Origin of the sequence: Rhodovulum sp. DZ06, from assembly GCF_050586345.1 — a bacterium.
Lineage (GTDB): Bacteria > Pseudomonadota > Alphaproteobacteria > Rhodobacterales > Rhodobacteraceae > JBOCEF01.
Genome location: NZ_JBOCEF010000017.1, coordinates 1 through 25,903 on the forward strand (window position 1 = coordinate 1; position 25,903 = coordinate 25,903).

Annotated in this window: 26 protein-coding genes; 12 read left to right on the forward strand and 14 right to left on the reverse strand. The window is 73.5% G+C overall.

Annotated features, from left to right (window positions below):
- Positions 1–337 precede the first annotated feature (337 nt).
- From lptF to ACQ5SO_RS09595, 7 genes are all read left to right on the forward strand, one after another.
- Positions 338–1,498 (forward strand): LPS export ABC transporter permease LptF, encoded by a 1,161-nt coding sequence (lptF, locus tag ACQ5SO_RS09565; RefSeq protein WP_430941369.1) that lies wholly within the window; start codon positions 338–340, stop codon positions 1,496–1,498.
- A complete protein-coding gene (gene lptG / locus ACQ5SO_RS09570; protein WP_430941370.1) occupies positions 1,495–2,697 on the forward strand; it encodes an LPS export ABC transporter permease LptG in 1,203 nt (400 codons plus the stop codon). Before lptF ends, lptG begins: the two co-directional genes overlap by 4 nt.
- A gap of 106 nt (positions 2,698–2,803) precedes the next feature.
- Positions 2,804–5,086: an LPS-assembly protein LptD gene (locus tag ACQ5SO_RS09575; RefSeq protein ID WP_430941371.1), complete on the forward strand. Its 2,283-nt coding sequence runs from the start codon at positions 2,804–2,806 to the stop codon at positions 5,084–5,086.
- A gap of 163 nt (positions 5,087–5,249) precedes the next feature.
- Positions 5,250–6,173, forward strand: coding sequence for a peptidylprolyl isomerase (locus tag ACQ5SO_RS09580; RefSeq protein WP_430941372.1), 924 nt, complete (start codon positions 5,250–5,252; stop codon positions 6,171–6,173).
- A complete protein-coding gene (pdxA, locus tag ACQ5SO_RS09585; RefSeq protein WP_430941373.1) occupies positions 6,170–7,186 on the forward strand; it encodes a 4-hydroxythreonine-4-phosphate dehydrogenase PdxA in 1,017 nt (338 codons plus the stop codon). The genes ACQ5SO_RS09580 and pdxA overlap by 4 nt, the downstream gene beginning before the upstream one ends.
- A complete protein-coding gene (gene rsmA, locus ACQ5SO_RS09590) occupies positions 7,183–8,076 on the forward strand; it encodes a 16S rRNA (adenine(1518)-N(6)/adenine(1519)-N(6))-dimethyltransferase RsmA (protein ID WP_430941374.1) in 894 nt (297 codons plus the stop codon). Before pdxA ends, rsmA begins: the two co-directional genes overlap by 4 nt.
- A gap of 104 nt (positions 8,077–8,180) precedes the next feature.
- Entirely contained in the window at positions 8,181–8,774 is a 594-nt protein-coding gene (locus ACQ5SO_RS09595; RefSeq protein ID WP_430941375.1) for a hypothetical protein, read from the forward strand.
- Between the two features lie 276 nt (positions 8,775–9,050).
- On the opposite strand, the gene ACQ5SO_RS09600 is transcribed toward ACQ5SO_RS09595, so the two are convergent.
- The 3 genes from ACQ5SO_RS09600 to prfA all read right to left on the reverse strand — a co-directional run bounded on the left by ACQ5SO_RS09600 (position 9,051) and on the right by prfA (position 12,392).
- Positions 9,051–9,893, reverse strand: coding sequence for a DUF4167 domain-containing protein (locus tag ACQ5SO_RS09600; RefSeq protein WP_430941376.1), 843 nt, complete (start codon positions 9,891–9,893; stop codon positions 9,051–9,053).
- A 607-nt stretch (positions 9,894–10,500) separates the two neighbouring features.
- Positions 10,501–11,337, reverse strand: a complete 837-nt coding sequence (gene prmC, locus ACQ5SO_RS09605; RefSeq protein WP_430941377.1) for a peptide chain release factor N(5)-glutamine methyltransferase — start codon at positions 11,335–11,337, stop codon at positions 10,501–10,503.
- Complete coding sequence (gene prfA / locus ACQ5SO_RS09610; protein ID WP_430941378.1) at positions 11,334–12,392, reverse strand: peptide chain release factor 1; 1,059 nt, start codon at positions 12,390–12,392, stop codon at positions 11,334–11,336. The genes prmC and prfA overlap by 4 nt, the downstream gene beginning before the upstream one ends.
- A 100-nt stretch (positions 12,393–12,492) precedes the next feature.
- Here prfA and ACQ5SO_RS09615 point away from each other — a divergent pair, with 100 nt between their 5' ends.
- Positions 12,493–12,822 carry a hypothetical protein gene (locus tag ACQ5SO_RS09615; RefSeq protein ID WP_430941379.1) on the forward strand — a complete coding sequence of 110 codons (330 nt, stop codon included), beginning with the start codon at positions 12,493–12,495 and terminating at the stop codon, positions 12,820–12,822.
- A gap of 19 nt (positions 12,823–12,841) precedes the next feature.
- Here the strand turns inward: ACQ5SO_RS09615 and ACQ5SO_RS09620 are convergent, their stop codons facing one another.
- The gene (locus tag ACQ5SO_RS09620; protein WP_430941380.1) at positions 12,842–13,318 is read right to left on the reverse strand and encodes a DUF1499 domain-containing protein; all 477 of its coding nucleotides are present in this window, start codon (positions 13,316–13,318) and stop codon (positions 12,842–12,844) included.
- Between the two features lie 145 nt (positions 13,319–13,463).
- Here ACQ5SO_RS09620 and ACQ5SO_RS09625 point away from each other — a divergent pair, with 145 nt between their 5' ends.
- Complete coding sequence (locus ACQ5SO_RS09625; protein ID WP_430941381.1) at positions 13,464–13,844, forward strand: hypothetical protein; 381 nt, start codon at positions 13,464–13,466, stop codon at positions 13,842–13,844.
- A gap of 65 nt (positions 13,845–13,909) precedes the next feature.
- On the opposite strand, the gene ACQ5SO_RS09630 is transcribed toward ACQ5SO_RS09625, so the two are convergent.
- The 3 genes from ACQ5SO_RS09630 to ACQ5SO_RS09640 form a co-directional block, all read right to left on the reverse strand.
- On the reverse strand, positions 13,910–15,169 hold the full coding sequence (locus tag ACQ5SO_RS09630; RefSeq protein ID WP_430941382.1) for a serine hydrolase domain-containing protein: 1,260 nt from the start codon (positions 15,167–15,169) through the stop codon (positions 13,910–13,912).
- Between the two features lie 175 nt (positions 15,170–15,344).
- On the reverse strand, positions 15,345–16,463 hold the full coding sequence (gene ispG / locus ACQ5SO_RS09635; protein ID WP_430941383.1) for a flavodoxin-dependent (E)-4-hydroxy-3-methylbut-2-enyl-diphosphate synthase: 1,119 nt from the start codon (positions 16,461–16,463) through the stop codon (positions 15,345–15,347).
- 165 nt (positions 16,464–16,628) lie between these two features.
- A complete protein-coding gene (locus ACQ5SO_RS09640; protein ID WP_430941384.1) occupies positions 16,629–17,933 on the reverse strand; it encodes a helix-turn-helix domain-containing protein in 1,305 nt (434 codons plus the stop codon).
- A 382-nt stretch (positions 17,934–18,315) separates the two neighbouring features.
- Here ACQ5SO_RS09640 and ACQ5SO_RS09645 point away from each other — a divergent pair, with 382 nt between their 5' ends.
- Positions 18,316–19,134: a DUF1295 domain-containing protein gene (locus tag ACQ5SO_RS09645; protein ID WP_430941385.1), complete on the forward strand. Its 819-nt coding sequence runs from the start codon at positions 18,316–18,318 to the stop codon at positions 19,132–19,134.
- Here the strand turns inward: ACQ5SO_RS09645 and ACQ5SO_RS09650 are convergent.
- The 4 genes from ACQ5SO_RS09650 to ACQ5SO_RS09665 all read right to left on the reverse strand — a co-directional run bounded on the left by ACQ5SO_RS09650 (position 19,128) and on the right by ACQ5SO_RS09665 (position 21,435).
- Positions 19,128–19,655, reverse strand: coding sequence for a MarR family winged helix-turn-helix transcriptional regulator (locus tag ACQ5SO_RS09650; RefSeq protein ID WP_430941386.1), 528 nt, complete (start codon positions 19,653–19,655; stop codon positions 19,128–19,130). The two genes, ACQ5SO_RS09645 and ACQ5SO_RS09650, sit on opposite strands and share 7 nt — an antisense overlap.
- A gap of 87 nt (positions 19,656–19,742) precedes the next feature.
- Positions 19,743–20,006, reverse strand: coding sequence for a succinate dehydrogenase assembly factor 2 (locus ACQ5SO_RS09655; protein WP_430941387.1), 264 nt, complete (start codon positions 20,004–20,006; stop codon positions 19,743–19,745).
- Complete coding sequence (locus ACQ5SO_RS09660; protein ID WP_430941388.1) at positions 20,003–20,926, reverse strand: ROK family protein; 924 nt, start codon at positions 20,924–20,926, stop codon at positions 20,003–20,005. The genes ACQ5SO_RS09655 and ACQ5SO_RS09660 overlap by 4 nt, the downstream gene beginning before the upstream one ends.
- Positions 20,927–21,048: 122 nt before the next feature.
- On the reverse strand, positions 21,049–21,435 hold the full coding sequence (locus ACQ5SO_RS09665) for a helix-turn-helix domain-containing protein (protein WP_430941389.1): 387 nt from the start codon (positions 21,433–21,435) through the stop codon (positions 21,049–21,051).
- A gap of 408 nt (positions 21,436–21,843) precedes the next feature.
- On the opposite strand from ACQ5SO_RS09665, the gene ACQ5SO_RS09670 reads away from it, so the two are divergent.
- Complete coding sequence (locus tag ACQ5SO_RS09670) at positions 21,844–22,761, forward strand: DMT family transporter (protein WP_430941390.1); 918 nt, start codon at positions 21,844–21,846, stop codon at positions 22,759–22,761.
- A gap of 24 nt (positions 22,762–22,785) precedes the next feature.
- Here ACQ5SO_RS09670 and ACQ5SO_RS09675 read toward each other — a convergent pair whose 3' ends face one another.
- Positions 22,786–23,418 carry a hypothetical protein gene (locus ACQ5SO_RS09675; RefSeq protein ID WP_430941391.1) on the reverse strand — a complete coding sequence of 211 codons (633 nt, stop codon included), beginning with the start codon at positions 23,416–23,418 and terminating at the stop codon, positions 22,786–22,788.
- Between the two features lie 243 nt (positions 23,419–23,661).
- Here ACQ5SO_RS09675 and ACQ5SO_RS09680 point away from each other — a divergent pair, with 243 nt between their 5' ends.
- Positions 23,662–24,864 carry a pyridoxal phosphate-dependent aminotransferase gene (locus ACQ5SO_RS09680; protein ID WP_430941392.1) on the forward strand — a complete coding sequence of 401 codons (1,203 nt, stop codon included), beginning with the start codon at positions 23,662–23,664 and terminating at the stop codon, positions 24,862–24,864.
- Positions 24,865–24,940: 76 nt separating this feature from the next.
- On the opposite strand, the gene ACQ5SO_RS09685 is transcribed toward ACQ5SO_RS09680, so the two are convergent.
- Together ACQ5SO_RS09685 and ACQ5SO_RS09690 are read right to left on the reverse strand one after the other, a co-directional pair.
- The gene (locus tag ACQ5SO_RS09685; protein ID WP_430941393.1) at positions 24,941–25,444 is read right to left on the reverse strand and encodes a mismatch-specific DNA-glycosylase; all 504 of its coding nucleotides are present in this window, start codon (positions 25,442–25,444) and stop codon (positions 24,941–24,943) included.
- A gap of 44 nt (positions 25,445–25,488) precedes the next feature.
- Complete coding sequence (locus ACQ5SO_RS09690) at positions 25,489–25,770, reverse strand: hypothetical protein (protein ID WP_430941394.1); 282 nt, start codon at positions 25,768–25,770, stop codon at positions 25,489–25,491.
- Positions 25,771–25,903 lie beyond the last annotated feature (133 nt).

Genomic DNA, 25,903 nt, shown 5'->3' on the forward strand with positions numbered 1-25,903 from the left:
GGTTGACGGTGGAGCGGCGGAACCGCAGCACATAGGTGGTGGAGAAGGAGGATTGCGCCTCCACCACCGCGATGGCGGGGGGGGGGGGGGGGGGGGGGGGGGGTCCCCCCCCCCCCCCCCCCCCCCCCCCCCCCGCCCCCGCCTCTCCGACGCGCCCCCGCGCGGCGATGCCTGCGCGCGCCCCCGCGCGACGTTTGCTGCACGCGCGCCCGCGCGACGTTTGATCCGCGCGCCCCCGCGCGACGTTTGATGCGCGCGCCCCCGCGCGACGTTTGATGCGCGCGCCCCCGCGCGACGGGACTTGCGCCCGCCCCCCGCGACGTAGATGTTGCGCGCCATGAACGGAGCCGTCGGACGCTACATCATCGGCCAGATGCTTGGCCCATTCGGACTGTTCAGCCTGATCTTCCTCGGGGTGGTCTGGCTGACGCAGTCCCTGCGCGTGATCGACACCGTGGTCAACAACGGCCAGTCCGCCCTCGTCTTCGCCGAATTCACCGCGCTGCTGCTGCCCACGGTGATGTCGATGATCCTGCCCGTGGCCGGATTCGCCGCCTCGCTCTACGCGCTCAACCGCATGTTCATGGATTCGGAGATCGTGGTGCTGATGGCCGCGGGGATGAGCCGCGTGCGCCTCGCCCTGCCCGTCGCGGGCTTCGGGCTGATGGTCGCCCTCGCCATGTCCGCCGTCACCCTCTACCTGATGCCCACCTCGGCGCGGGAGATGCGCGACCGCATCGCCGAGGTGAACACCGACCTCGCCAACGCCCTGATCCGGGAGGGGGAGTTTATCCACCCCGCGGGCCAGGTCACCGTCTTCATCCGCGCCACCTCGGATGACGGGCAGATGGCGGGGCTGTTCGTGCAGGACGACCGCGACGCGGATGCGCGCGTCACCTACACCGCCCGCCGCGCCGCCATGGTGCGCACGGAGGACGGCCCGCGCCTCGTGATGTTCGACGGCGCCGCGCAGCGGGTCGACCCCTCGACCAAGGAGCTCTCGACGCTCAGCTTCGAGAAGCTGGTCTACGACCTCTCCTCGCTGGTCGACAGCTCGGGCGAGCGGCAGCGCAAGCCCTCCGAGCATTATGCCTGGGAGCTGGTGACCCCCTCGGAAGAGGTGCTCCAGGGCCGCCCGCCGGGCAAGTTCGTGGCCGAGGGGCACGAGCAGATCTCGGCCCCCCTCTATGCCGTCACCCTGCCGCTGATCGCCCTCGCGGCGCTGCTGGCGCCGGGCTTCCGGCGGCGCGGCTACGGCAAGCGGATCGCCGCGGGGATCGCTCTGGCCGCGCTGTGCCGGGTCGCGGGCGTCGCGTGCAAATCCATGGTCTCGGGCGCGCCCGAGCTGTGGCCGAGCATGTACCTGCCGCCGATCCTCGGGGCGCTGCTGGCGCTCTGGGCGCTCTGGGCCGGGCTGCCGCGCCTGTCGCGACCGGTCCCGCCCGCATCCCTGCCGCCGGCGGCGACATCCACGGCGAAACCGGGGGCGGCGGAATGATCGGCATCCTTTCGACCTATGTCGCCAAGCGGTTCCTGAGCACCTTCTTCTCGGCCTTCGTGGTGGTGTTCCTGATCGTGATGCTGGTGGACAGCGTCGAGCTTCTGCGCGCCGCGGCCAATGCGGACGCGGGCGCGCAGGAGGTGCTGTGGCTGGCGCTGCTGCACGCGCCCTCGCTGCTGCTGACGATCCTGCCCTTCCTCGCGCTGCTGGCGGCGATGGCGAGCTTCGCGCGGCTGGCGCGGTCGTCGGAACTGGTGGTGACCCGGGCCGCGGGCGTCTCCGTCTGGCGGCTGATCGCGCCGACGCTGGTCGCGGCGGCGATCCTGGGGGCGCTGGCCTTCACCGTCTACAACCCCGTCGCCTCGGCCACCCTGCAGCGGTACGAGACGCTGCGCGCGCGCTGGTTCTCGGGCGAGGACAGCCTGCTCTCGGTCTCCTCCAACGGGCTGTGGCTGCGCGAGGGGGACGGCGCCGGGCAGGCGGTGATCCGCGCCAAGCGCGCCGGGTCCGAGGGGCAGCAGCTCTGGGACGTCTCGGTGTTCCGCTTCGACGGCGACGACCGGCTGATCTCCCGGATCGAGGCGGGGCGCGCGGTGCTCGAGGACGGCGCGTGGCGGCTGCACCAGGTGCGGTCCTGGACCTTCGACGACGCGGCCCCGGCGCCGGGCGGCGGCCTGTCCGGCGAGGCGGGGGGCGACGCGGGGGGAGACGCGGGGGGAGACGCGGAAGGCGGCGACCTCGAGGCGCAGCGCGACGCGGGCCCGCCGCCCGAGACCCAGGTCGACACCCTGACCCTGCCGACGCGCCTGACCCGCGACCGCATCGTCGAAAGCTTCGCCGCGCCCGAGACGATCAGCTTCTGGAAGCTGCGCGGCTTCATCGACAACATGGAAGCCTCGGGCTTCTCGGCCGCGCGCCACCGGATGCACTGGCAAAGCCAGCTCTCCACGCCGCTGCTGCTCTCGGCCATGGTGCTGATCGGGGCCGCCTTCTCGATGCGCCACGTGCGCTTCGGGGGCCTGGGGCTGATGGCGCTCGGGGCGGTGGCGACGGGGCTGGGCTATTTCGTGCTCGCCAATGTCGCCCAGGCCTTCGGCGCGCAGGGCTCGATCCCCGCGCCCTTCGCCGCCTGGGGGCCGCCTGCGGCGATGTCGTTGCTCGCCATAGGCTTGCTGCTGCATCTCGAGGACGGCTAAACACGTCGAACGCCCCCCGCGCGCCGGGGACGCCCGCCCTTGCCTGCGCCGCCCGGCGCGCCCGCCTGCCGCGCCGCCGCGCGCCGAACACCGGAGAGCCCGACGCGTGACGCCGAAAGCCGATCCCCGCCGCGCCGCATCCCCGTTCGCGCTGCTGGCCCCCGCCGCGCTGGCCGCGCTGCTTGCGCCCGCCGCCCTCGCCGAGCCGCCCGAGGCCGAGGCCGACCCGTTCCGGCGCGCCGAGCTGGCGCAGGACTTCTCGCAGCCCGTCGCGCTGGTGGCCGACCGGGTCAGCTTCGACAACGCGGCCGGGCTGCTGGTGGCCGAGGGCGCGGTCGAGATCTACCAGGGCGACCGGACCCTGACCGCCGACCGCATCACCTACAACACCGAGACGGGCCGCATCGAGGCGGCGGGCGAGATCACCCTGCGCACGCCTGAGGGGGTCACGCTGGTGGCCGATTTCGCCGAGCTCGACGACCGCCTCCAGGACGCGGTGATCGAGAGCGCGCGGATGCAGCTTCCCGGGGATGCGCGCTTCGCCGCCGCCCGCGCGCAGCGGGTCGAGGGGCGCTACAACGTGCTCGACCGCGCGGTGTTCAGCCCCTGCCGGGTCTGCGCCGCCGACCCGGTCCCGCTCTGGCGCATCCGCGCCCGGCGCATCGTGCATGACGAGCAGGACAAGGTGGTCCATTACGAGGACGCCACCTTCGACATCATGGGCGTCTCGGTCGCCTGGCTTCCCTATTTCCGCCATCCCGACCCGTCGGTGGACCGCGCCTCGGGCGTGCTGTTCCCGCGCTACCTGCGCGGCTCGGCCTTCGGGCACGCGGTCAAGCTGCCGGTCCACCTGGTGCTGGACGACGCCTCGGACCTGACGCTGACCCCCTTCGTGACGGAAAAGGACGGCGCCATCCTCGAGGGCGAGTACCGCCGCACCTTCGCGCGCGGGGCGCTGACCTTCGGCGGCTCGGTCGGGCACAACGACTATGACGGCGACGCGCGGCTGCGCGGCCATGTCGACGCCGCCGGGCTGTGGGAGATCGGCGACGGCATCGGGCTGACGGGCTGGGAGACGGGGTTCGACCTCGAGCTCGCCAGCGACGACGCCTACCTGCGCCGCTACGACCTCTCCGAGATCGACCGGCTGACCTCCGAGCTCTTCGTGCGCCAGTCGGATGACCGCGGCTGGATGGAACTGTCGGCGGTGCGCTTCCAGTCGCTGCGCGAGGACGAGCCGATCGGCGCGATCCCGCTGGTGCTGCCGAGCTTCGAGGGCGGGCGGCGGCTGTTCGACGATCTCGGGGGCGGCACGCTCGACCTCTCGGTCGCGGGCTACGGGCTCAAGCGGTCCGGCGGGCAGGACGCGGCGCATCTCGGCGCCCGGCTCGACTGGGAACGGGGCATGACCCTCGACTGGGGGCTGGAGCTGCGCGCCTACGGCCAGCTGCAGGGCGACGCCTGGAGCGTGGCGGACCCGGATCCGGGCGTGGACCAGACCGCGGGCCGGGTGCATCCGCAGGCCGCCGTCGAGGCGCGCTTCCCGGTGTTCCGCCGCGACGTGACCGGGCCGCTGGCCGGGGCGATGGGCGGCGGGGCGACCCACGTGCTGACCCCGATCGTGCAGCTGGTGGCGGCGCCCAACCGCTCGGCCATCGGCGCCGGGTCCCCGAACGAGGACAGCCAGATCGTCGAGTTCGACGAGACCTCGCTCTTCGCCCTCGGCCGCCACGCGGGCTGGGACGGGGTCGAGGAAGGCTTCCGCGCCAATATCGGCCTGCGCTACGCGCTGACCGGCGATGACGGGACCCGCTTCGACGCCGCGGTCGGCCAGGTGCAGCGCATCGCCGCCTCGGACGCGTTCGGCGCGGGCTCGGGCCTCGACGGGTCCGAATCCGACTACGTGGGCGGCTGGTCGGTGGAGGCGCCCGGCATCGGCCGCCTCGCGCATCGGCTCCGCCTCGACCAGTCCTTCGAGATCGAGCGCAACGAGGTCTATGCCGAGCTGGACTGGGACGCGGTGACCCTGACCGGCTCCTATGTCTACCTGTCGCCCACCGCGGCCTCGGGCGAGGAACGCCACGAGGCGGCGATGGAGGGCTGGTACCAGTTCACCGACCAGTGGGCGGTGGGCGCGCAGTTCCGCCGCGACCTCGCGACCGAGCGCTGGGTGCGCACCGAGGGGGCGATCCGCTTCTCGAACGAGTGCGCGGACCTTGAATTCCACGCCGGGCGGCGCTTCACCAGCACCGCCGACGCGCCCGCCTCGACCTATGCAGGCCTGCGGATCCGGCTGCGGGCGCTGGGCGGCGACGTGGGCGGGCGCGGCGCGAAACCGTCCGACGCCTGCACGCCCGAGGGCCTCGAGGCGCGGGTGCAGGAACGCTGAGACCCGGCGGGCGCCGTCGCCGCGGGAACGCGCGCCGCCCGCGCCGTCTCGACGTGATGCGCCGCCCGCGTTAGTGATGGGCGCGAGGCGCGCGCGCGAGAGAGAGAGGCCCCGACGGGGCCGCGCGCCCGGGCCGCTGAATTTGCGAAGGACGACGTTCGACATGACCAACCTGAGGCGCTTCGCCCTGATCCTCGCCGCCGGCGCCGCGCTGGCCGGGACGCCCGCCATGGGCCAGGCCGGGTCCGGCTTCGCGCCGGCCGCCTTCGTCAACGACCAGGTCGTCACCGCCTATGACGTCGACCAGCGCCGGCGGCTGCTGACCCTCGCCGCCGGGCGCGAGGTGAGCGCCGAAGACGCCATGACCGCGATGATCGACAGCCGCCTGAAGCGCCGCGCCGCCGAGCAGGCGGGGGTCGAGGCCGACCGCGAGGGCGTCGAGAACGGCCTCGCGCGCTTCGCCCAGTCGCTCGGGCTCGACGCCGCTGGGCTGCAGGCGCGGATGAAGCAGGCGGGCGTCTCGCGCGTCGCGCTGCGCGACTATGTCGAGACCGAGGTGATGTGGTCGGGCTTCGTGCGCCGCACCTTCCTGTCCCGCGCCCAGGTGACGGACGCGCAGCTCGAGGACGAGCTGGCCAATTCCGACCGGCTGGTGAACCGCGCCTATGACCTGAGCGAGATCGCCATCCCCTACGGGGCGGACCGCGAGGCCGCGCTGGCCGCCGCCGCCGACGCGTCGCGCCAGATCAACGCCGGGGCGGACAGCGCCCCGCTGGCCCGCCGCCTGTCGCGCGCGCCGACCCGCCAGAACGGCGGCCGCGTGGGCCTGGTGCCCGCCGCCCGCCTGCCCGGGCCGCTGCGCGAGGCGCTGGAGCGCCTCTCGCCCGGCCAGGCCACCCCGCCGCTGGAAATGGCGCAGGGCGTCGTCGTCCTGGCGCTGCACGACGTGCAGGAGCAGCGCGCCGAGCTGACCCCCGAGCTGCGCGAGCAGGTCCGCGCCCGGATGCTGGAAGAGCGGCTGACCCGCCTCGCCGACGGGCGGCTGAACGAGCTGCGGGCCGAGGCCTTCGTCGAAAAGGGCCGATGAGCGCCGCGCCCGGGCCCGCGCCCGCGCCGCTGGCGCTCAGCTGCGGCGACCCGGCGGGCGCGGGGGCCGAGATCGCCGCCGCCGCCTGGGACCGCCTGCGCGGCGCCGCGCCCTTCGCCCTGCTGGGCGACGCCGACTGGATCGGCGCGACCGGCGTGCCCGTCGCCCGCATCGACGCCATCGAGGAGGCGCCCGCCGCGTCCGCCGCGGCGCTTCCGGTCCTGCACCGGCCCCTCGCCATTCCCGCCACGCCCGGCATCCCCGCCCCCGAGAACGCCGCCCATATCGTGCAGTCCATCGAGGACGCCGTGGCGCTGGCCCGCGCGGGCCGCGCCGGGGGCGTCGTGACCCTGCCGATCAACAAGAAGGCGCTGAAGGACGGCTGCGGCTTCGCGCATCCCGGCCATACCGAGTTCCTCGCCGCCCTCGACGGGCGCGACCGGTCGGTGATGATGCTGATGGGCCCGGCGATGAAGGTCGTCCCCGTCACCATCCACATCGCGCTCCGGGACGTGCCGGACGCGCTGACGGGCGCGGAGATCGAGGAGACGGCGCGGCTCCTCCACGCCGCCCTTCGGCGCGATTTCGGCCTTACTGCCCCGCGCATCGCGGTTGCGGGCCTGAACCCCCATGCCGGCGAAGGCGGGGTGATGGGGCGCGAGGAGATCGAGGTGATCGCCCCCGCCCTGGACCGCCTGCGGGCCGAGGGGATGGAGATCGCCGGGCCGCTTCCCGCCGACACCATGTTCCACGCCCCCGCGCGGGCGAAATGGGACGCGGCGCTGTGCATGTATCACGACCAGGCGCTGATCCCGATGAAGACGCTCGATTTCGACCGCGGCGTGAACGCGACCCTGGGGCTGAGCTTCATCCGCACCTCGCCCGACCATGGCACCGCCTATGACATCGCGGGCAAGGGGCTGGCGCGGCCCGACAGCCTTATTGAGGCGATCCGCGCGGCGCAGGCGATGGCCGCGGCGCGCGCGGCCCATGACGCGAGGACCGGCGCATGAGCTTCGAGGAAGGCGATGGCGGGCGCGGCCCGTCCAATGACGGCCTGCCGCCGCTGCGCGAGGTGATCGCGGCGCATGACCTCGCCGCGAAGAAGTCGCTGGGCCAGAACTTCCTCCTGGACCTGAACCTGACGGGGCGGATCGCGCGCACCGCCGGGTCGCTGGACGATCATGACGTGCTGGAGATCGGGCCGGGCCCCGGGGGCCTGACGCGGGCGCTGCTGCACGCGGGCGCGCGCAAGGTCACGGCGGTGGAGCGGGATTCGCGCTGTCTCTCGGCGCTGGCGGAGGTGGCGGCGCATTACCCCGGGCGGCTTGAGGTGCTGGAGGGGGATGCGCTCAAGCTCAACCCGATCCCGGGGCTGCGGCGGCCGCTCAGGATCTGCGCCAACCTGCCCTATAACGTGGGGACGGAACTGTTCACCCGCTGGCTGACCGACCCGGTCTGGCCCGAGGGGGCGCCCTGCCCCTGGGCCTCCTTGACGCTGATGTTCCAGCGCGAGGTGGCCGAGCGGATCACGGCGCAGCCGGGCGACAACCACTGGGGGCGGCTCGCGGTTCTGTCGCAATGGCGCAGCACGGCGCGGATCGCGTTCGAGGTCTCGCCCAAGGCGTTCACGCCGCCGCCCAAGGTCTGGTCGGCCATCGTGCATGTGACGCCGCTCGACGCGCCGCGCTTCCCGGCCGAGGCGAAGGTGCTGTCGCAGATCACCCAGGCGGCCTTCGGGCAGCGGCGCAAGATGCTGCGCCAGAGCCTCAAGCAGGTGTCGCCCGACCCGATGGCGCTCTGCGCCGCGGCGGGGGTGGAGCCGACGGCGCGGCCCGAGACGCTGGACCTCGGCGCGTTCTGCGCGCTGGCGCGGGCGCTGTCGGACCAGCGGGCGTCCTGAGGCGCGGGGACGGCGCGGGGCGACGATTCACGAAAAATCGTGCGCGAAGCGGAAACGCTGCTAGGATTCCGGTCATTGCGTTGAAGCTGATCGGAGATAACGGCATGACTTTCGGGAGGATGCGCGCCCTGGGCGCGATCGGCGCCGCGCTGTGCGCGCTTGGCGCGGGGACGGCCCTTGCCGATGACGGCCCGGGCCCGTGCAGCGCGGTGGACCAGGTCGGCGCCTGGCAGGTCCGCGTGGTCGAGGGCGCGGCGGGCGGGTCGATCCTGCTCTCGCGCCAGGAGGCCGGCGCGGCGGTGGAGTTCCGGCGCGACGCGGCGGGCGGGCTGGGCGATTCCGTGGTGCTGCTGGCGACCGGGGACCACAAGCTGGAGCCGGGCGCGGATGCGGGCTACCGGCTGGTGGTCGATATCGACGGCGCGCCGCTGGTGGCGACGGGCGCGATGCCCGAGGGCGCGCGGGTCTACCCGGCGCTGATCGCGCTGCCGCCGCAGGACGGGATCAAGCTCTTGAACGGGTTCCGCGCGGGGGATCGCATGAAGTTCACCGCGCAGACCACCGGGCCGGGCGGCTCGGTCCGCGACGTGGTGGCGAAACAGAGCCTCGACCTTGCCGGAAGCGCCGCGGCGCTGCGGGCGGGCCAGGCGCGCAGCCAGCAGCTGGTGGCCGGGCGGCGCAAGGGCGGCTGCCCCTGAGGCCATCCCGCGGGCGGCCGCCCCGCGCCGTCCCCGCCCCGCGCTGACAGGAGCGAGGGGGAGGACGGCCGGGCTCGGGGGGCGTGAAGCCCCCGCTCGCCCGACCGCGCCGCGCGGGGCGCGGCGGGCGCGCCGCGGCAGAATTGCGGGCCGGGGGGGCTGCACGCCGCGACCGGCTGAGGCGAGAACCGCCGCGCCCGGGATCCCGGGCGCGGCGGTTGTCTTTCATCCGGCGGCGCCGTGCAGGGGCGATGCCTGCCCCGGGGCGCGCCGCGATCAGCCCGCGGCGGCCTGCTTGTCGCCCTCGCCGCCGCTTTCGGGCGCGGCGTCGGCATCGGCGGCCTTGCGGCGGCGCCCGCGCGAGGCGGTGCGGCGCACGCCCTCATCCGCGGCTTCGCCGGACGGCGCGTCGGAGGAGTCGCCCCCGTCCTCGCCGCCCTCGGCCTTGGCGGTGCGGCGCGGGGCGCGGCGGCGGCGGGGCTTGGCCGGGGCCGCGTCCTGCTGCTGCTCGGGCGTCGCCACGAGGCCGCTTTCATCCGAATCGTCCTGCACCGCGAAGGCGCCAGCATCGGGGAGGTCGGGCTGCTCGCCCGCGCCGGGATCGACGGCCGGGGCCTGCGCGGCCTCGGCCTGCTCGGGCTGCGCGTCGCGCTTGTCGTCGCGCCGGTCGCGGTTCTTGCGGCCCTCGCGGCCGCCGCCCTGGTTCCCGCCCTGCCCGGCGTTCTGGCCGCCGTTCTGACCGTTGTTCTGGCCGCCCTGGGCGTTGTTCTGGTTCTGGCCGCCGCCCTGGCCGCCGCCCTGCCCGGCGTTCTGGCCGTCGCCGTCCTGCTGGCCGCGCTGCTGGTTCTGGCCGCGCTGGTCGGCCTCGCCCTGGGCGGCGCTGAGCAGGCGCGCGTAGTGTTCGGCGTGCTGCAGGAAGTTCTCGGCCATCACGCGGTCGCCGGAGAGCGTCGCGTCGCGGGCGAGCTGCTCGTACTTGTCGACGATCTGCTGCGGCGTGCCGCGCACCTTCCCCTCGGGGCCCGCGCTGTCGAACACGCGGTTCGCAACGTTGCCGAGGCTCTTGCTGCGGTTGTTGTTCTTGCCGCGATTCCGGTTGTTCTTCTGCGAAGGTCTCATTGTCACTCGATGTCTCGCGATCGCCGCGCGCGACCCCTTGTGGGCGGGGCCCGCCGGTCCGGCCGCCGGACGCATGCGCCGGGAAGCCGCCTGGCTGATCGATGTTCGCGCATTCCGCGCCCTGGGCCCGGCACGGCGCCTTGATCGGCCCGCGCCCGCCTTGAAATCCTTGATACGGCGTCCCTGGTTCGGACGTCCCAACCTCGCCTGAGCCGCCGGTCCCGCCCCGACCCGTTCGGGTCGGTTCCGTCCCGGCCGGGACATGTCCCATGCTCCGGACCTCTCCCACGGGGGCGGCGGGGTACGCCCGCCATCCCCGTGCGCCGACCGCAACACCCGGACCCCAAGGCCTGCGGCGGAGGACATTGCCCGGTCCGCGCGCAGGGCGATGCACCTGTCGGCGCGGTCGGTTCCTGGCTCGCTGCGATGGCGTCCGCCTCCCCTGGGGTCTGGTCGGCTCCGGAAAACTCCGGGCCGCCGATCCATGGCGAACAAGTTCAGGTATACGGGAAAATTTTGGGTGAACAAGCGAAAGCTGCGGTTTTCAACCTGCGGGGGCGCTTTTTCGCATCAATTTGCAACGAGGCCACGCCCGGCCGCGGTGAAATCAGGGCGCGCGCCCCTCGACGCAGCGCCCGCGCCCGTCCATGTCGCGGTGGACGCGCACGCCGCCAAGCCCCGCTTCGGCCAACATTCCTGCCACCGCCTCGGCCTGCCCCGCCCCGCATTCAAGCAGCACGCGCCCCCCGGGGGCCAGGAGGCGCGGGGCCTCGGCGCCCAGGATCCGGTAGGGGGAGAGCCCGTCGCCGCCGGGGGTCAGGGCCATGCGCGGCTCCCAGTCCCGCACCTCGGGCGAGAGGCCCGGCATCTCGTCCTCGGCGATATAGGGCGGGTTGGAGACGACGAGGTCGAAGGGCCCGTCGATGCCCGTCGCCCAGTCGCCCAGCCGCAGGTCCGCCCGCGCCTCCAGCCCCAGCGCCGCGGCGTTTCGGCGGGCGATGTCGAGGGCGGCGGCGGAGGCGTCGACGCCGACCCCCATGGCCCCGGGCCATTCGGCCAGCAGCGTCAGCAGGATGCAGCCCGAGCCGAGGCCGAGATCGAGAATCCGTTTCGGCGCAGGGCCTTGCAGGGCGGCGTCGATCAGGGTCTCGGTCTCGGGGCGCGGGTCGAGCACGTCCTCGGTGACGATGAAATCGCGGCCCCAGAATTCGCGCTTGCCGATGATCTGGGAGACGGGGCGGCGCGCCTCGCGGGCGCTCACGGCGGCTTCGAACCGGGCCGCTTCCTCGGGCGCGGCGGGGTCAGAGAGGCCGACGGAGAAGCCCGCCGCGGACAGCCCCGAGGCCCAGCGGAGCAGCGCGCGCGCGTCGCCCGCGGCGCCGGGCACGCCCGCCGCGTCGAGCCGCGCGGCGGCCGCGCGCAGAAGATCGGCGCGCGTGCTCATGGCTCGAGCGCCGAGAGGCGCGCGGCCTCGTCCGCCGCCTGCAGCGCGTCGATGAAGGGGTCGAGATCGCCGGCCATCACCTCTGGCAGCCGGTGCAGGGTCAGCCCGATCCGGTGGTCGGTGACGCGTCCTTGCGGGAAGTTGTAGGTGCGGATCCGCTCGGACCGGTCGCCCGAGCCGACCTGCCCCTTGCGGTCCGCCGCCCGCTCGGCCGCCGCCGCCTGGCGTTCGCGGTCGAGAAGCCGCGCGCGCAGCACCGCCATGGCCTGGGCGCGGTTGCGGTGCTGGGATTTCTCGGAGGCCGTCACCACGATGCCCGTGGGCAGATGGGTGATGCGCACAGCCGAATCAGTGGTGTTTACGTGCTGGCCGCCGGCGCCCGAGGCGCGCATGGTGTCGATCCGCAAGTCGGCGGGGTCGATCTCCACGTCCAGCTCCTCGGCCTCCGGCAGCACGGCGACGGTGGCGGCGGAGGTGTGGATGCGCCCGCCCGATTCCGTGGTCGGCACCCGCTGCACCCGGTGGACGCCGGATTCGTATTTCAGCCGCCCGAACACGCCCTCGCCGACGATGCGGGCCGAGGCTTCCTTCAGCCCCCCCAGCTCGGTCTCGGAGGCGTCGAGCATCTCGAGCCGCCAGCCCTTCGCCTCGGCATGGCGCTGGTACATGCGCAAGAGGTCGGCGGCGAAGAGCGACGCCTCCTCGCCCCCCGTGCCCGGGCGGATCTCGAGGATCGCGGGGCGCGGGTCGGCGGCGTCTTTCGGCAGAAGGGCGAGCGCGAGCGCATGTTCGGCGCCGGGCAGCGCCTCCTCGATGCGCTCGATCTCCTCCTCGGCCAGGGCGGCCATCTCCGGGTCGCCCGCCATCGCCTTGGCGTCGGCCCAGTCGTCGAGAAGGCGCAGCCAGGCCGAGGCGGCGGCGGCGGCGTCCTTCACCTCGGCATATTCGCGCGACAGCGCCTGCCAGTCGCCGCCCGACGCGTCGCCGCCCGCCATGGCGGCTTCCAGCGTCTCGGCGCGGCGCAGGATCTGTTCGGCGGCGTCTCGGGCGATCATCTCGGGCAGCGGTCCGGGGGGATGGGACCCCGTGAATGGACCGCCGCCGGGCGCGGGTCAAGCGGGGGCGCTGGGGGGATTTTCGTGCTAGGCTGGGGCCATGCGACACGCGCTGGTCATCGCGGGCCTGGCCGCCGCCCTTGCGGGCGGGCCGGGGCTTGCGGCCGATGCGCCCCCGGCGGCGGGGGGCGGCGGGGCGGGCGGCGGAAACGGCTGGACCGCCCCGCCCCCGGCCGAGGGCCATTCCTATCCCGACTGCTACTGCACCAACCGCGGCGCGCGGGTGGAGATGGGGGCGCTGTCCTGCCTGCGCGTGGGGGGCGAGGAATTCACCGCCCGCTGCGGCATGTCGCTGAACAACCCGGCCTGGCGGCGGGTGCGCGACGGGTGCGATCCCGGTCCGACGGCGCTGCTGTCGCCGCGGCGCTGAGGCGCCTGCCTTGCTGCCGTCACTCCCCGACCCGCGGCAGGTCCACCGCCGCGATCCAGTCCGCGACGCGCCTGGCGTTGACCCCGAGGTCCGAATGCCCGTAGCGGCTGCGCGACCAGATGGCGAGCGTCGCGCCGCCCTCGGCCGGAAGCGCGCGCACCGAGATGTAGTCGGGAAAGGCCATCAGCGGCGTGCGCTGGATCCAGGTGGCGTGCAGCGCCTGTTCCGATCCGGCAAGAAGCGTCGTGTTCTCGGCGCCTTCCGCGACCATGCTGAAGCTGTGCATCAACATCTCGGGGCTTGCGTCCCAGGTCGGCGCGGGCCGGTCGGCGCCCGCCATCGGGCCGACGAGGACGTCGTTCGGCTTGCCGGTGCGCGCGCCCTCCACCGGGTCGACATGCCAGTCGGCGACCCGGTCCGGCGCGGTGCGCACCCGGACCGCGAGGCCCAGGGCGACGAGCGCGATCAACGCGGCGATCACGAGAAGCAGTTTCATCACGGCGGCGTGTCCCTGTTGCTTCAGACGGGGGGGCGAGGCGGGACGCGCGTATGTCCCGTCCGCCATTCGTGATATGATCCACCCCGTCGGCTCGTCCAGCCGATGCGTGCCGTCCCCCTCGTCCAGCGTACCGAGTGCATCGATGATCGATATCCGCGCGACCCGTTTCGTGATCGGCAAGTGGTTGAAGGTCCTCACCTTCCTGACCGCCTGCTTCGTGGTCCTGACCCTTGGCGCCTTCGGCTGCATCGCCACCGTCGCCGGGTACTATGATTCCATCCACGTGGGAGAGACCCTGTCCGAGGCGGTGGAGGACATGCCCCATGTCACCGCCCGCGACATCGGCGTCACCGCGGGCGTCGCCGCCATGCCCCGCAACTGGCTGCCCGAGCGGACCGGCACCGTCGGCGGCATCCGCGCGCATAGGGGGGTGGAGCTTTACCTGTTCCACCCGGCCTTCAACATCACCGTGCTGCTGGACGACAGGGACCGGGTGCTGATCAAGCACCCGAGCTACGAGTAAGCTTCAACGACCACCCGCAAGCCCCTGAAAACGGGGCGGACCCGCGTGGTCCGCCCCGCCTGCTTTCATTCCACGGCGGCCTGAACCATGTCGATCAGCACCGGGCGGAGCGGCACCCGGCGCGACGGGCTCTGCATCATCCAGATCACCGCCATGTCCTGGCCCGGCACGTTGTACCAGTAGGTGCCCCCGGCGCCGCCCCACCAATAGGCGCCCACCGGCAGGTTGGTCGGCCCGACGCCGCGCTCGGTGCGCACCCCGACCCCGAGGCCGAAGCCCGCGCCCGCGCCCGGCAGGTAGTACTTGCCCGGCTTGATGTTGGCGCCGAGGTGGTCCGAGGTCATGAACTCCACCGTCGACTTGCCCAGCAGCCGCACGCCGTCGAGCTCGCCGCCGTTCAGCAGGAACTCGGCGAAGCGGGCGTAGTCGCGGGCGGTGGACACGAGGCCGCCGCCGCCGCTCTCGAATTCCGGCGCGCTGCGCTGGTCGAAGAGCGGGTTGCCCGCCAGGCCGTCGCCCTCCTTCGGCTCGGCAAGGCGCGCGTGCTTGGATTCGGGCGCGAAGAAGCCGGTGTCCTGCATGTCGAGGGGGGTGAAGATCATCTCCTCCAGCAGCTCGCCGAGCGGCTTGCCGGTCACCACCTCCAGCACCGCGCCCAGCACGTCGGTCGAGCGCGAGTATTCCCAGGTCGTGCCCGGCTCATGCTCCAGCGGCAGGGCGGCGAGCTGGCGCGCGTGGTCCTGCGCCGTGCCCGGGATCCCGCCGACGCCGACGCCCGCCTTGCGATACGCCTCGCGCACCGGGCCGGCGCCGAAGAACCCGTAGGTGAGGCCCGAGGTGTGGCGCAGCAGGTCCTGCACCGTCATGGCGCGCCGGGCGGGCGCGGTCTTGGGCGCCCCCTCGTCATCCACCTCGCCGGTGAAGACCTGCGTGTCCTTGAACTCGGGGATGAAGGCCGAGACGGGGGCGAAGAGCGGCAGCCGCCCCTGCTCCATCAGCATCAGGGCGGCGACCGAGACGATGGGCTTGGTCATGGAATAGATGCGGAAGATGGCGTCTTCCGTCATCTCCGGCCCGCCCTCGGTCAGGGCGCCCATCGTGGTCTGGTGGACGATCTTGCCGTCCTTGACGATGGTGATGATGCCGCCGGGGATCTTGCCCGAGGACACCTCGTGCCCGAGCCGGGCGTCGAGCCGGGCGAGCCGGTCGGCGGACAGCCCGACATCGCCGGGGGCGGCGCGGGGCAGCTCCTCGGCGATGGCGGAGAAGGGGGCGGCGGCGAGCGCGATGGCGCAGGCGGCCGCCCGCGCGAAGCGGATGGACATGGGTGGAACCCTCCCTGTGAGGACCGGCGGCGTCTTGGCGCGCCGCGCGGGCGGGGGAGCGGCCCCCCGCAGGTTCGAAGCCTAGCCGGTGTCGCATCGGCGTGGAATACGGTTTCGCAGCGAAACCGCCCGAAATCCCATGAAAACCGCTGAAGGGACCCGGGGTCCTTTCGCCTTATTCTGCGGCTTCGGCGGCCTTCGCGGCCTCCATTTCTTCGGCTTTCTTCTCGACCAGCGCCACGATGCGGTCGACCATCTTCTCGTTCTCGAGCTTGTGGTCCGGGACGCCCGCGACATAGACCATGCCCGCCCCGGCGCCGCCGCCGGTGAAGCCGATATCGGTCTCGCGCGCCTCGCCCGGCCCGTTCACCACGCAGCCGATGACCGAGACGGTGATCGGCTGGTGGATATGCTCGAGGCGCTTCTCCAGCGTCTCCACCGTCTTGATGACGTTGAACCCCTGCCGCGCGCAGGAGGGGCAGGAGATGATGGTGACGCCCCGGTGGCGCAGGTTCAGGGACTTGAGGATCTCGTAGCCGACCTTCACCTCCTCGACCGGATCGGCCGAGAGCGAGACGCGCAGCGTGTCGCCGATGCCCATCCACAGCAGGTTGCCGAGGCCGATGGCCGACTTGATGGTGCCCGAGGTGAGGCCGCCGGCCTCGGTGATCCCGAGATGGATCGGGCAGTCGGTGGCATCGGCGATCTGCTGGTAGGCGGCGGCGGTCAGGAACACGTCCGAGGCCTTGGCGCTGATCTTGTACTCGTGAAAATCGTTGTCCTGCAGGATCTTGATGTGATCGAGCGCGGATTCGACCATCGCCTCGGGGCACGGCTCGGCGTATTTTTCCAAGAGGTGCCGCTCGAGGCTGCCGGCATTGACGCCGATGCGGATCGAGCAGCCATGGTCCTTGGCCGCCTTGATCACTTCCCGAACCCGCTCGGGGGAGCCGATATTGCCAGGGTTGATCCGCAGGCAGGCGGCGCCCGCCTCGGCCGCCTCGATGGCGCGGCGGTAGTGGAAGTGGATGTCGGCGACGATGGGAACCGGGGAGGCCTTGCAGATCTCGCGCAGGGCGTAGGTCGAGTCCTCGTCCGGGCAGGACACGCGGACGATGTCGGCCCCGACCTCGGCGCAGGCGTTGACCTGCGCGATGGTGGCCTGGGCGTCCGTGGTCAGCGTGTTGGTCATGGTCTGGACCGAGATCGGCGCGTCGCCGCCGACCTCGACCGACCCGACGCGGATCTTGCGGGAGGGGCGGCGGGCGATGTCGCGCCAGGGGCGGATGCTCATGTCACAGGTCCTGGATCGGATATGGGGCCGCCCGTGCGGGCGGCGGGGTCTGGCCCGGAAAATAGGGATGCGCGGGGGCCGCGTCCATGTCTGCGGCGGCGACGCCGGGTCGCGCAGGGGGATCCCGCGGACGGGCCGCGCCGTCCGGCCCCTGCCCTGCCCGGGTCAGTCGAGTTCGAGCTTCGCCTCGGTCCGGTCGCCGCGGGGGGCGAGCGGGTCATGGGCGGCGGTGTCGAACGCCTCGCGCACCGCGTCGGCGTCGAGCGAGACGTTCTTGGCGACGCCGCCGAGTCGGCCCATGGGCCCGTGCAGCACGCCGTCGATCTCGATCCACACCGCGCCGGCATTGCCCGCGCGCATCCGCGCGCCGCGCACGCCGTCGGGCAGCTGGAAGCGGTCGCCGCGCATGAAGGTCTTCTGCACCAGGGTCGAGCCGTCGGCGAGGCGCACGCGCAGCCAAGCCGGGTCGCTGGCGACGATCCAGACGCCGCTGCGGGCGGGATCCTGCGGGGCGGCGGCGGCCTCGCCCTGCTGCACGAGGCGCGCGGCTTCGGCGATCGGCAGCGCGCCGTTCGCGGCATCGGCGCCAGCGCCGGTGTCCGTGTCTGCGGCCCTGGCCCCCGGCGCGGCGCCCTCGCGGAGGATGGCGACCATGGCGGTTTCGCGCGGCGGCCCCTCTGGGTCGGTCTGCGCGGCGGCCACGGCCACGCCCGCGGCGCGCCGCGGCGCGTCCTGGCGGGCCTCGGCGAACACGCCGACGCTGCTCGGGTCGATGGCGGCGATGGGTCCGTCGCGCAGCTTCAGCGCCGGCGGCGCCTGGTCCTGCGGAGCGTAGAGCGCGGCGAGGGCGGCGTCGCGCGCCGAGTCCCGCCCCTCGGGCGCCGCGGCGAGGGCCGAGAGCGAGAGCGTCGGCAGGGTCATCCCCGCCGGGGCCTCGGCCACGTCCGGCGCCTCGTTCACCGGGGCGAATTCGACGCGCTGGATCTCCTGCATCAGGGTCCAGCCGCCATAGCCGAGCCCGCCCACGAGCCCGGCCACCACCATGATCGACATGACGCCCGAGAGCGACACGCCGAGGCCGACGCGTTGCGCCCGGCCGATGGGAGAGGCGAAGTTGAGCCCGCCGAGCGACGGGTCCGCCCCGCCGCCGGTCTTGCGCCCGAGACCCTGCCCCGGGGTCGCGCCGCCGGAGAAGCCGCTTTCGTGGCAGAACCGGCCGTAGACCACGTCGGGGTCCAGCTCGAGATACCGGGCATAGGCGCGCACGTACCCCGCGACGAAGCCCTTGTTGGGCATCACCGACGGGTCGCAATTCTCGATGGCGTCGATATAGGAGGCGCGGATCCGCAGATCGCGCTGCACGTCGAGCAGCGACTTTCCGCGCGTGGCCCTGTGGCCGCGCAGCTCGTCGCCGAGCTTCACTTCGTAGCTGTCATAGCCACGAAGGACGGGATGCTGGGGATCATCCATTGCCTGCCCGAATTCCGTTTGCCTGTCGAACGCGTCTGCCGCGCGTCTTAGTCATCCTCCCCGCCCCGTGCAACGAAGCTGTGAGAGGTTGGGGGAGGATACCGCAAAATTCCGATTCGGACACAGCCGAGGAGGGAAAATCCGGCGGAATCGCGTGAACCAAGGATGAAACCCGCGGGTTTCGCCGCGTTTCGGAGCCTCGCGCCCCCATCTGCGTCCCCGTCTGCGACCCCGTCTGCGTCCCGGGCTGCGCCTCGGGCCGCGTCCTCACTCGGGCGCCCGCCCGCGCCCGCGCCGCCCGGGTGATCGATTCCCGCCCGGGCTGCGTATCAGGGACAGGCGCGCCCCCCGCGCCGCGATCCACCGCCGGAGGCCTTTCGCCTTGCTCGACCTGCCCCCCCTCCTTCTCGCCGCCGCGACCAGCGTCGCGGGGTTCCTGCTGCTCTGGCCCGCGAGCCTGGCGCTGCGCGATTCCAGCCTCGCCGACCTCTGGTGGGGGCCCGGCTTCGGCGCCGCGGCCTGCGCCGCCTGGCTGGCCGGGGACGGGACCGGGGCCGCCGGGGGCCTGGCGCTGGCGCTGGTCTGCGCCTGGTCGCTGCGCATGGGCTGGACCCTCGGGCGCCGCCGCCTGCGCGAGGGGAAGGAGGACCCGCGCTACGCCGCCATCCGCGCGCAGCATGGCGCGCGCTGGCCGCTGCGCAGCCTCGGGCAGGTCTTCGTGCTGCAGGGCGCGCTGCAATTCGCGCTGGTCGCGCCGGTCGCCTTCGCCGCGGCGGGCGGCGGCGGCGAGGGGGGCGGCGCGGCGGCCTGGATCGGCGCCGCGCTGGCGCTGCTCGGCATGGGGCTGGAGACCGCGGCGGACGTCCAGCTCGACCGCTGGAAGGCCGCCGGGGGCCGGGGGATCCTGCGCGGCGGGCTGCGCGCCTTCGTGCGGCACCCCAATTACAGCGGCGAGATCCTGTTCTGGACGGGGGTCGCGCTGGTCCTCGCCTCGGGCGGGCTCTGGTGGGCCGCGGCGACGCCGATCCTGCTCGGGCTGCTGCTGGCCCGCGTGTCCGGGCGCCCGCTGATCGAGGAGCGCCTCGCCGCCCGTCCCGGCTGGGACGCATACGCCGCGCGCACGCCCGCCTTCGTGCCCCGCGCGCAGGACCTGCGCGCGGCGCTGAGGCGGGGCGCGCCCGGCGGGCGGGCCCATCAGTAGATGTAACGGATGCGGTCCATCCAGAATCTCTCGATCCTTCGCATCCCCTCGTTCATTCCGCGCACGCCGTCGGCCCCGAGCACCTCGTCCTCGGCCACCGTCTGCGCGTGCCGCTCGAACAGCTCCGCCACCGCGTCGCGGATCACGTGACCCTTGTCGGTCAGCTTGATGCGCACCGAGCGCCGATCGACCTCGGAACGCTGGTGGTGCAGGTAGCCCGCCTCGACCAGTTTCTTGAGGTTGTAGGAGACGTTGGAGCCCTGGTAGTAGCCGCGGCTTTTCAGCTCCCCGGCCGTCACCTCGTTGTCGCCCACATTGAACAGCAGCAGCGCCTGGACCGAGTTGATGTCGAGCTGGCCGAGCCGCTCGAACTCATCCTTCACGACGTCGAGCAGCAGCCGGTGAAGCCGCTCCACGTTGCTCAGGAAATCGAGATACTCACTGTAGAAACCGGCATCGGTCGCGGGCTCGCGCCCGGCGTCGGGGGTCTCCGGAGACAAACGCGGCGCGGTGCTGGCCATGGCGAACCCTCTCCTGCAATCGATGACATTGCAGCGAGTTTTCCATGAAAAAGGATAATGCGGCGTAAACGCTGCGGCAGGCCCTTTTCAGCCCTCGATCCGGTGAAAATCGCGCAGAACCGCCACCATCGGGGCCAGCGCCGCCGGGGTCTCTGCCCCGCCGCTGATCCACTGGTACAGGTCCTGGTCATTCTCGTTCATGAAGACCTCGAGCGCGTCGAGATCGCAGGCGACGCGCCCCTCGGCCAACGCGTCGCAGAACGGGCCGAGCAGCAGGTCCATCTCCTTGGTGCCGCGCCGCCAGCCGCGGATGCGCAGGCGCTTCAGGCGGTCCTGGGGGGTCTCGCTCATGCCGTGTTCCCTTCCTCGTCCTCATCCCACAGCCAGGCCGCGCCGCGCACGCCCGAGCTGTCGCCATGCAGGTTGCGGCGGATGTCTAGCGCGAGATGGTCCGAGAAGACATGCGGCGCGAGCGCGGCCCGCAGGCGTTCGGGGAAATCGGCGAGATTCGACAGCCCCCCGCCCAGCACCACGACATGCGGATCCAGCAGGTTCACCACCTGCGCCAGCCCGCGCGCGAAGCGGTCGACGTGGCGGTCGAGCGTCGCCTGCGCGCCCACGTCCCCCTCGGCCGCCAGCGCGGCGACGGCGGCGGCGTCGGGGACGTCCCGCCCGGTGACGCGCGCGTGGTCCGCCGCCAGCCCGGGGCCCGACAGCCAGGTCTCGAGGCAGCCATGCCGCCCGCACCAGCAGGCGGGCCCGGGCCATTCCGCGCCATGCGCCAGGGGCAGCGGGCCGTGGCCCCATTCGCCCCCCGCGCCGCCGGCGCCGCGCAGGGGCCGGCCGTCCAGCGCCACGCCGCCGCCGATGCCGGTCCCGGCGATCACGCCGAACACCACGCCCGCGCCCGCGGCGGCGCCGTCGCGCGCCTCGGACACCGCGAAACAGTCGGCGTCATTGGCGCAGCGCACCGGGCGGCCCAGCGCCTGCGCCAGGTCCGCGTCCAGCGCGCGGTCGTTCAGCCAGTGGGAATTCGCGTTGCGCACCAGGCCGCTGCGCGGAGAGATCGAGCCGGGAATGCCGACCCCGATCCGCGGCGCGCGGGCGGCGACGGCGCTCTCCACCGCCTCGACCAGCCCGGCGATGGCCTTGATGGCGACCGCGTAGTCGCCGCGGGGGCTGGGGATGCGCTTGCGCAGCAGGATCGCGCCGTCGGGGCCGAGGGCCGCGGCCTCGATCTTGGTGCCGCCCAGGTCCACTCCGATCCGCATCGCGCGCCTCCCCGCCCCTGCCCGCGCCGCGATCCGGCGCGGGGGGAGAGGTACGGCGCCCGGGCGCGCCGGGCAAGCCGGGGGGGGCAAGCCGGGGGGGGCAAGCCCTCCCGCCGGGCCTGTCAGCCCTTGGCCACGTCCAGCGCGCGCAGCTTCTTCTCGAGCTTGGCCATCCGGTCGGTCAGGCGCATGGCGTTCACGCGGATCTCGCGCAGCTCGGCCAGCAGCGCGGCCTTGTCGGCGGCGGCGTCGGTCTCGGGCGACAGCTCCACCCCGCCTTCGCCCACGCCGGTCAGCAGCCAGACCATCGAGACGTTGAGCACGCCGGCGAGCATCTGCAGCCGGTTGGCGCGCGGCTCGGAGCGGTCGGTCTCCCAGTTCTGCAGGGTCTTGGCGCGCACGCCCACCTTGGCGGCGAGCTGCGACTGGGTCAGACCCAGCGCGTCGCGGGCGGCGACGAGGCGGTCTCCGAAAGTGGCGCTGTCGGCGTCGAACCAATCCTGGGTCATGTCGTCTTCCGTCTTCTTGCGTTTCTTCCCGGCCTCGCCCGCGCCGGACCGCGGGGCGGCCCCGCGGCGCGGACGGGTGCGCACGATGCCAGCCCGCGGCCCCGGTCGGGGCCTCGGTCCGGGCGGCGCATCGTCGCAGCGTCCGGGCCGCCCGGGGGGCGGGCGGATGCTTGCACCCTGCGCCGCCGCGCACGCGTGGAACCGCACGCAGGCGACGTCGGATGGCGCATGAGCGACGGGCGCGGGCGCCGCCCGACGCGATCCGCGCGCGGCGCACGCGCGATCACGCCTGCGCGCGGCGCGCAGGAAACGGGTGGCGCATCGGGGCGCGGGGCGCCACTCGTCCGGGCGCACCCTTCCCCGGCGCACGGCCCGGCCGTCCGCCCCAGTCCCGGGACCTTTCGCGTCATGACCGTCTCCAACCGCGCCTGGGCCGAGCTCGGCATCCTGTCCTGCGTCTGGGCCGCCTCGTTCCTCGCCACCCACGCGGCGCTGGCGGGGCTGGGCCCCGTCACCCTCGTCGCCCTGCGCCTCGGCGGCGCGGCGCTGGCGCTCTGGGCGTGGATCGCGCTGCGCGGCCTCGCCGGTCCGCGCGGGCTGCGGGCCTGGGCCGCGCTGGCGGTGATGGGGCTTCTGAACAACGCCGTCCCCTTCTTCCTGATCACCTGGGGCCAGCAGAGCATCGAGACCGGGCTGGCGGCGATCCTCAACGCCTCGACCGCGCTGTTCGGGGCGCTGGTCGCGGCGCTGCTGCTGGCGGAAGAGCGGCTGACGCTGCGCCGGGCGGCGGGCGTCGGGGTGGGCTTCTGCGGGGTGATCGCGGCGGTGGGGCCGGGCGCGCTCTCGGGCCTCGACCCGCGCAGCCTCGGGCAGCTGGCGGTGGTCGGCGCGGCGCTGAGCTACGCCTTCGCCTCGGTCTGGGCGCGGGTGCGGCTCTCGGGGCTGCACCCGGCGGCGGCGGCGGCGGGGATGACCACCTGCGGCGCGCTCTGGACCTGGCCCGCGGCGCTGATGCTCGAGGGGACGCCCGACCTGTCGCTGTCCGCGGGCGCGGCGGCGGGGACCCTGTGGCTGGCGCTGCCGGGCACGGCGGGGGCGTATCTGCTGTACTACCGCGTGCTGGGGATGGCGGGGCCGGCGAACCTGATGCTGGTGACGATGATCATCCCGCCGCTGGCGATCCTGATCGGCGCGGCCGTGCTGGGCGAGGCGCTGGGCCCGGGCGCGTTCCTCGGGATGGGGCTGATCCTCGCGGGGCTGGCGATCATCGACGGGCGGTTGGCGGCCTGGCTGCGCGGCCGGGCGGGGACGCGGGCGCGGGGCTGAGCCCCCCGCGCCCGGCCCGGGCGGTCAGGCGCGGCGGCGGACCAGCGCGAAGCCGGCCAGCGCGGCGGGCAGCAGCGCGAGGCCCGCGGGCAACGGCACCTCCGCGCCCGGCCCCCCGGTCAGCGCCACGGTCTGGAACTGGCCGCCCAGCAGCACCGCGTCGGCGTCGGCCGCGCCGTCGATGTAGCGTCCCACGATCACGTCGCCGAAGGCCGAATCCGCGAAGGCCCAGTAGTCGGTCCCGACGGCGCCGCCGAACTCCAGGTTCATGTTGAAATCGGTGTCGAGCCCGAAGCCCCCGTCGCCGCCCAGCGCCACGTCGTCGAAATCGAAGCTGAAGAAGATGTCCGCGGGGGTCAGCGCGACGCCGCCCAGCGGCTGCACCACGCCCGCGACCACCACGTCGCGCGTCACGTCCGTCGCCGCGCCGCCGAGCCCGAAGCCCGCATCGGCCTGGAAGCGCCAGGCAAGGTCGAACAAATCGCCCGAATCCTGCGGCCCCGTGGTCCCGGCGGTCCAGTCGACCGTCAGCCGGGCGACCTCGAGCCCCCCGTCGAAGAAGGAGGCGGTGCTGCGCCACTCGGCGGCCCCGGCGGCGACGGAGGAGGCGAGAAGCGCGGCGCCGGCGGCGGCGGCGCGGGGGAAAAGCATGGACATCGTGGAACACTCGTCGTGGTTTGCTGAAAAAGCGATGCGTTTCGCTTAAGCCCATGTCGCCCGCCGGGCGAGCCTCGCGCCCCCATCCACGCATTTTTAACGAACCGCCCGCGATGCGCCCCCGCCCCCCGCGCGGTCCTGCCGCTTGCCCCGCCTTCGCCACGGGCGTAAACACCCCTGTCCCCCGCCGCATGCCGCGCCGGGGGCCTTCGTCATGACCTGCCAGAACAGGAGCGACCTCCCATGGCATTCCTCGCCGACAGCCTCTCCCGCGTGAAACCCTCGGCCACCATCGCGGTGACCAACAAGGCGCGCGAGCTCAAGGCCGCGGGCAAGGACGTGATCGGTCTCGGCGCCGGCGAGCCCGATTTCGACACGCCCGAGAACATCAAGGAAGCGGCCAAGCGCGCCATCGACGAGGGCAAGACCAAGTACACCGCCGTCGACGGCATCCCCGAGCTGAAGCAGGCCATCTGCGACAAGTTCCAGCGCGAGAACGGCCTGTCCTACCAGCCCTCCCAGGTCACGGTCGGCACCGGCGGCAAGCAGATCCTCTACAACGCCCTGGTCGCCACCCTGAACCCGGGCGACGAGGTGCTGATCCCCGCGCCCTACTGGGTGTCCTACCCCGACATGGTGCTGCTGGCGGGCGGCGAGCCGGTGGCCGTGGAAGCGGGCATCGAGACCAACTTCAAGATCACGCCCGAGCAGCTCGAGGCCGCGATCACCCCGAAGACCAAGTGGTTCATCTTCAACTCGCCCTCCAACCCGACCGGCGCGGGCTATACCGAGGCCGAGCTGAAGGCGCTGTGCGACGTGCTGATGAAGCACCCGCATGTCTGGATCATGTCCGACGACATGTATGAGCACCTGGCCTACGCGCCTTACGTGTTCTTCACCCCGGCGCAGGTGGAGCCCGGCCTTTACGACCGCACGCTGACCTGCAACGGCGTGTCCAAGGCCTACGCGATGACCGGCTGGCGCATCGGCTATGCCGCCGGCCCGGTCGAGCTGATCAAGGCGATGGCCAAGATCCAGTCGCAGTCGACCTCGAACCCCTGCTCGGTGTCCCAGTACGCCGCGCTCGAGGCGCTGACCGGGCCGCAGGACTTCCTCGCCGAGCGGCTGAAGGCCTTCCAGGCCCGCCGCGACCTGGTCGTGGGCATGCTGAACGAGATCGACGGCATGGAGTGCCCGGTCCCCGAGGGCGCCTTCTACGTCTACCCCTCGATCAAGGGGCTGATCGGGAAGAAGACCCCGGGCGGCGTCGAGATCGACGGCGACGAGACCTTCTCGGCCGAGCTGCTCGAGGCCGAGGGCGTCGCGGTGGTGTTCGGCTCGGCCTTCGGCGCCGGCCCGGCCTTCCGCGTGTCCTACGCCACCTCGGACGCCCTGCTGAAAGAGGCCTGCACCCGCATCCAGCGCTTCTGCGCCTCGCTGAGCTGACGCCGCGGGGCCGCGCGCCCAGGGTGAGATGACCAAGGGCCGGTCCCCGCGCGGGGGCCGGCCCTTTTCGTTGCGCTCAGCCGCGCCCCATCGCGGCGGCGAGGGCCTGCCACGGCCCGATGTCCCAATGCCCCCGCGCCGCGCCCGAGGTGGAGGGCAGCGCCCAGAGTTCGACGCCGGGGATCAGCTCCGGCGCCAGCCGCCCCGGCCCCGGCACGGCCCGTTTCCCCAGCGCCGCCCGGGCGGCGCCGAGCCCGTTGAACGCCACGCGCCGCGGCCGGAACGCCTCGATCCGCCCCCGCAGCGCCGCCGCCGCATCGGCCCCGAGCGCGCCTTGCGGCAGGTCCCGGTCCATCCCCGAGACCCCCTTGGCGAGGTCGGTCAGCCCGATCCCGTGGGCGAGCAGCGCGTGGTCCCGGTCGGGCGAGAGTTCGGTCGGGGTCAGCCCGGTCTCGGCCAGCACGCGCCAGAACCGGTTACCGCGCCCGGCATAGTAGCGCCCGCGCGCCGCGGAGCGCGGCCCCGCGGCGGTCGAGCAGATCACCAGGTCCAGTTCGGGGAGGAGAAGATCGGGCAGCATGGCGGGGCCTTGCGCCTGGGCCCGCGCGGACCGGGCGGGGCCGGTCAGCCGCGGCGGCGGCCGCGCCGCGGACGGGCGTCGGGCCGGCCCTGCCCCTCGAGCAGCACCGCGGTCATCGGGTGATCGGGGTGGAGGGCGGCGAAATGCGCGTGAAGCCGCGCGACGGCGGCCGGGTCGCCCTCGGCCTCGCTGCGCCCCAGCGCCCAGTCGAAGAAGATCGAGCGGCACTCCTCCGCGGCCAGGCCCTCCATGCGGTAGGCCTCCTGGATCAGCTCACGCGGATCGATCCGGGCGAGATCGGCTTGGGACAGGGCGGGGTCGGACATGCGCAGGCTCCTCGGTCCAGCATGCCGGTGATGTCACGCCGTTGCACGATCAAGTCAATCCGGGATGCGACGGGATGACGCCCAACGGCGACCGGCGGGGAGATGGGCGCCCGGGGGGCCGCGGCGAGGAAGC

Excerpts from the sequence above, each read along its gene's own strand:
- lptF (WP_430941369.1), top strand. The coding sequence starts at position 338 with ATGAACGGAGCCGTCGGACGCTACATCATCGGCCAGATGCTTGGCCCA.
- lptG (WP_430941370.1), top strand. The coding sequence starts at position 1,495 with ATGATCGGCATCCTTTCGACCTATGTCGCCAAGCGGTTCCTGAGCACC.
- ACQ5SO_RS09580 (WP_430941372.1), top strand. The coding sequence starts at position 5,250 with ATGACCAACCTGAGGCGCTTCGCCCTGATCCTCGCCGCCGGCGCCGCG.
- pdxA (WP_430941373.1), top strand. The coding sequence starts at position 6,170 with ATGAGCGCCGCGCCCGGGCCCGCGCCCGCGCCGCTGGCGCTCAGCTGC.
- rsmA (WP_430941374.1), top strand. The coding sequence starts at position 7,183 with ATGAGCTTCGAGGAAGGCGATGGCGGGCGCGGCCCGTCCAATGACGGC.
- ACQ5SO_RS09595 (WP_430941375.1), top strand. The coding sequence starts at position 8,181 with ATGACTTTCGGGAGGATGCGCGCCCTGGGCGCGATCGGCGCCGCGCTG.
- ACQ5SO_RS09600 (WP_430941376.1), bottom strand. The coding sequence starts at position 9,893 with ATGAGACCTTCGCAGAAGAACAACCGGAATCGCGGCAAGAACAACAAC.
- prmC (WP_430941377.1), bottom strand. The coding sequence starts at position 11,337 with ATGAGCACGCGCGCCGATCTTCTGCGCGCGGCCGCCGCGCGGCTCGAC.
- prfA (WP_430941378.1), bottom strand. The coding sequence starts at position 12,392 with ATGATCGCCCGAGACGCCGCCGAACAGATCCTGCGCCGCGCCGAGACG.
- ACQ5SO_RS09615 (WP_430941379.1), top strand. The coding sequence starts at position 12,493 with ATGCGACACGCGCTGGTCATCGCGGGCCTGGCCGCCGCCCTTGCGGGC.
- ACQ5SO_RS09620 (WP_430941380.1), bottom strand. The coding sequence starts at position 13,318 with ATGAAACTGCTTCTCGTGATCGCCGCGTTGATCGCGCTCGTCGCCCTG.
- ACQ5SO_RS09625 (WP_430941381.1), top strand. The coding sequence starts at position 13,464 with ATGATCGATATCCGCGCGACCCGTTTCGTGATCGGCAAGTGGTTGAAG.
- ACQ5SO_RS09630 (WP_430941382.1), bottom strand. The coding sequence starts at position 15,169 with ATGTCCATCCGCTTCGCGCGGGCGGCCGCCTGCGCCATCGCGCTCGCC.
- ispG (WP_430941383.1), bottom strand. The coding sequence starts at position 16,463 with ATGAGCATCCGCCCCTGGCGCGACATCGCCCGCCGCCCCTCCCGCAAG.
- ACQ5SO_RS09640 (WP_430941384.1), bottom strand. The coding sequence starts at position 17,933 with ATGGATGATCCCCAGCATCCCGTCCTTCGTGGCTATGACAGCTACGAA.
- ACQ5SO_RS09650 (WP_430941386.1), bottom strand. The coding sequence starts at position 19,655 with ATGGCCAGCACCGCGCCGCGTTTGTCTCCGGAGACCCCCGACGCCGGG.
- ACQ5SO_RS09655 (WP_430941387.1), bottom strand. The coding sequence starts at position 20,006 with ATGAGCGAGACCCCCCAGGACCGCCTGAAGCGCCTGCGCATCCGCGGC.
- ACQ5SO_RS09660 (WP_430941388.1), bottom strand. The coding sequence starts at position 20,926 with ATGCGGATCGGAGTGGACCTGGGCGGCACCAAGATCGAGGCCGCGGCC.
- ACQ5SO_RS09665 (WP_430941389.1), bottom strand. The coding sequence starts at position 21,435 with ATGACCCAGGATTGGTTCGACGCCGACAGCGCCACTTTCGGAGACCGC.
- ACQ5SO_RS09670 (WP_430941390.1), top strand. The coding sequence starts at position 21,844 with ATGACCGTCTCCAACCGCGCCTGGGCCGAGCTCGGCATCCTGTCCTGC.
- ACQ5SO_RS09675 (WP_430941391.1), bottom strand. The coding sequence starts at position 23,418 with ATGTCCATGCTTTTCCCCCGCGCCGCCGCCGCCGGCGCCGCGCTTCTC.
- ACQ5SO_RS09680 (WP_430941392.1), top strand. The coding sequence starts at position 23,662 with ATGGCATTCCTCGCCGACAGCCTCTCCCGCGTGAAACCCTCGGCCACC.
- ACQ5SO_RS09685 (WP_430941393.1), bottom strand. The coding sequence starts at position 25,444 with ATGCTGCCCGATCTTCTCCTCCCCGAACTGGACCTGGTGATCTGCTCG.
- ACQ5SO_RS09690 (WP_430941394.1), bottom strand. The coding sequence starts at position 25,770 with ATGTCCGACCCCGCCCTGTCCCAAGCCGATCTCGCCCGGATCGATCCG.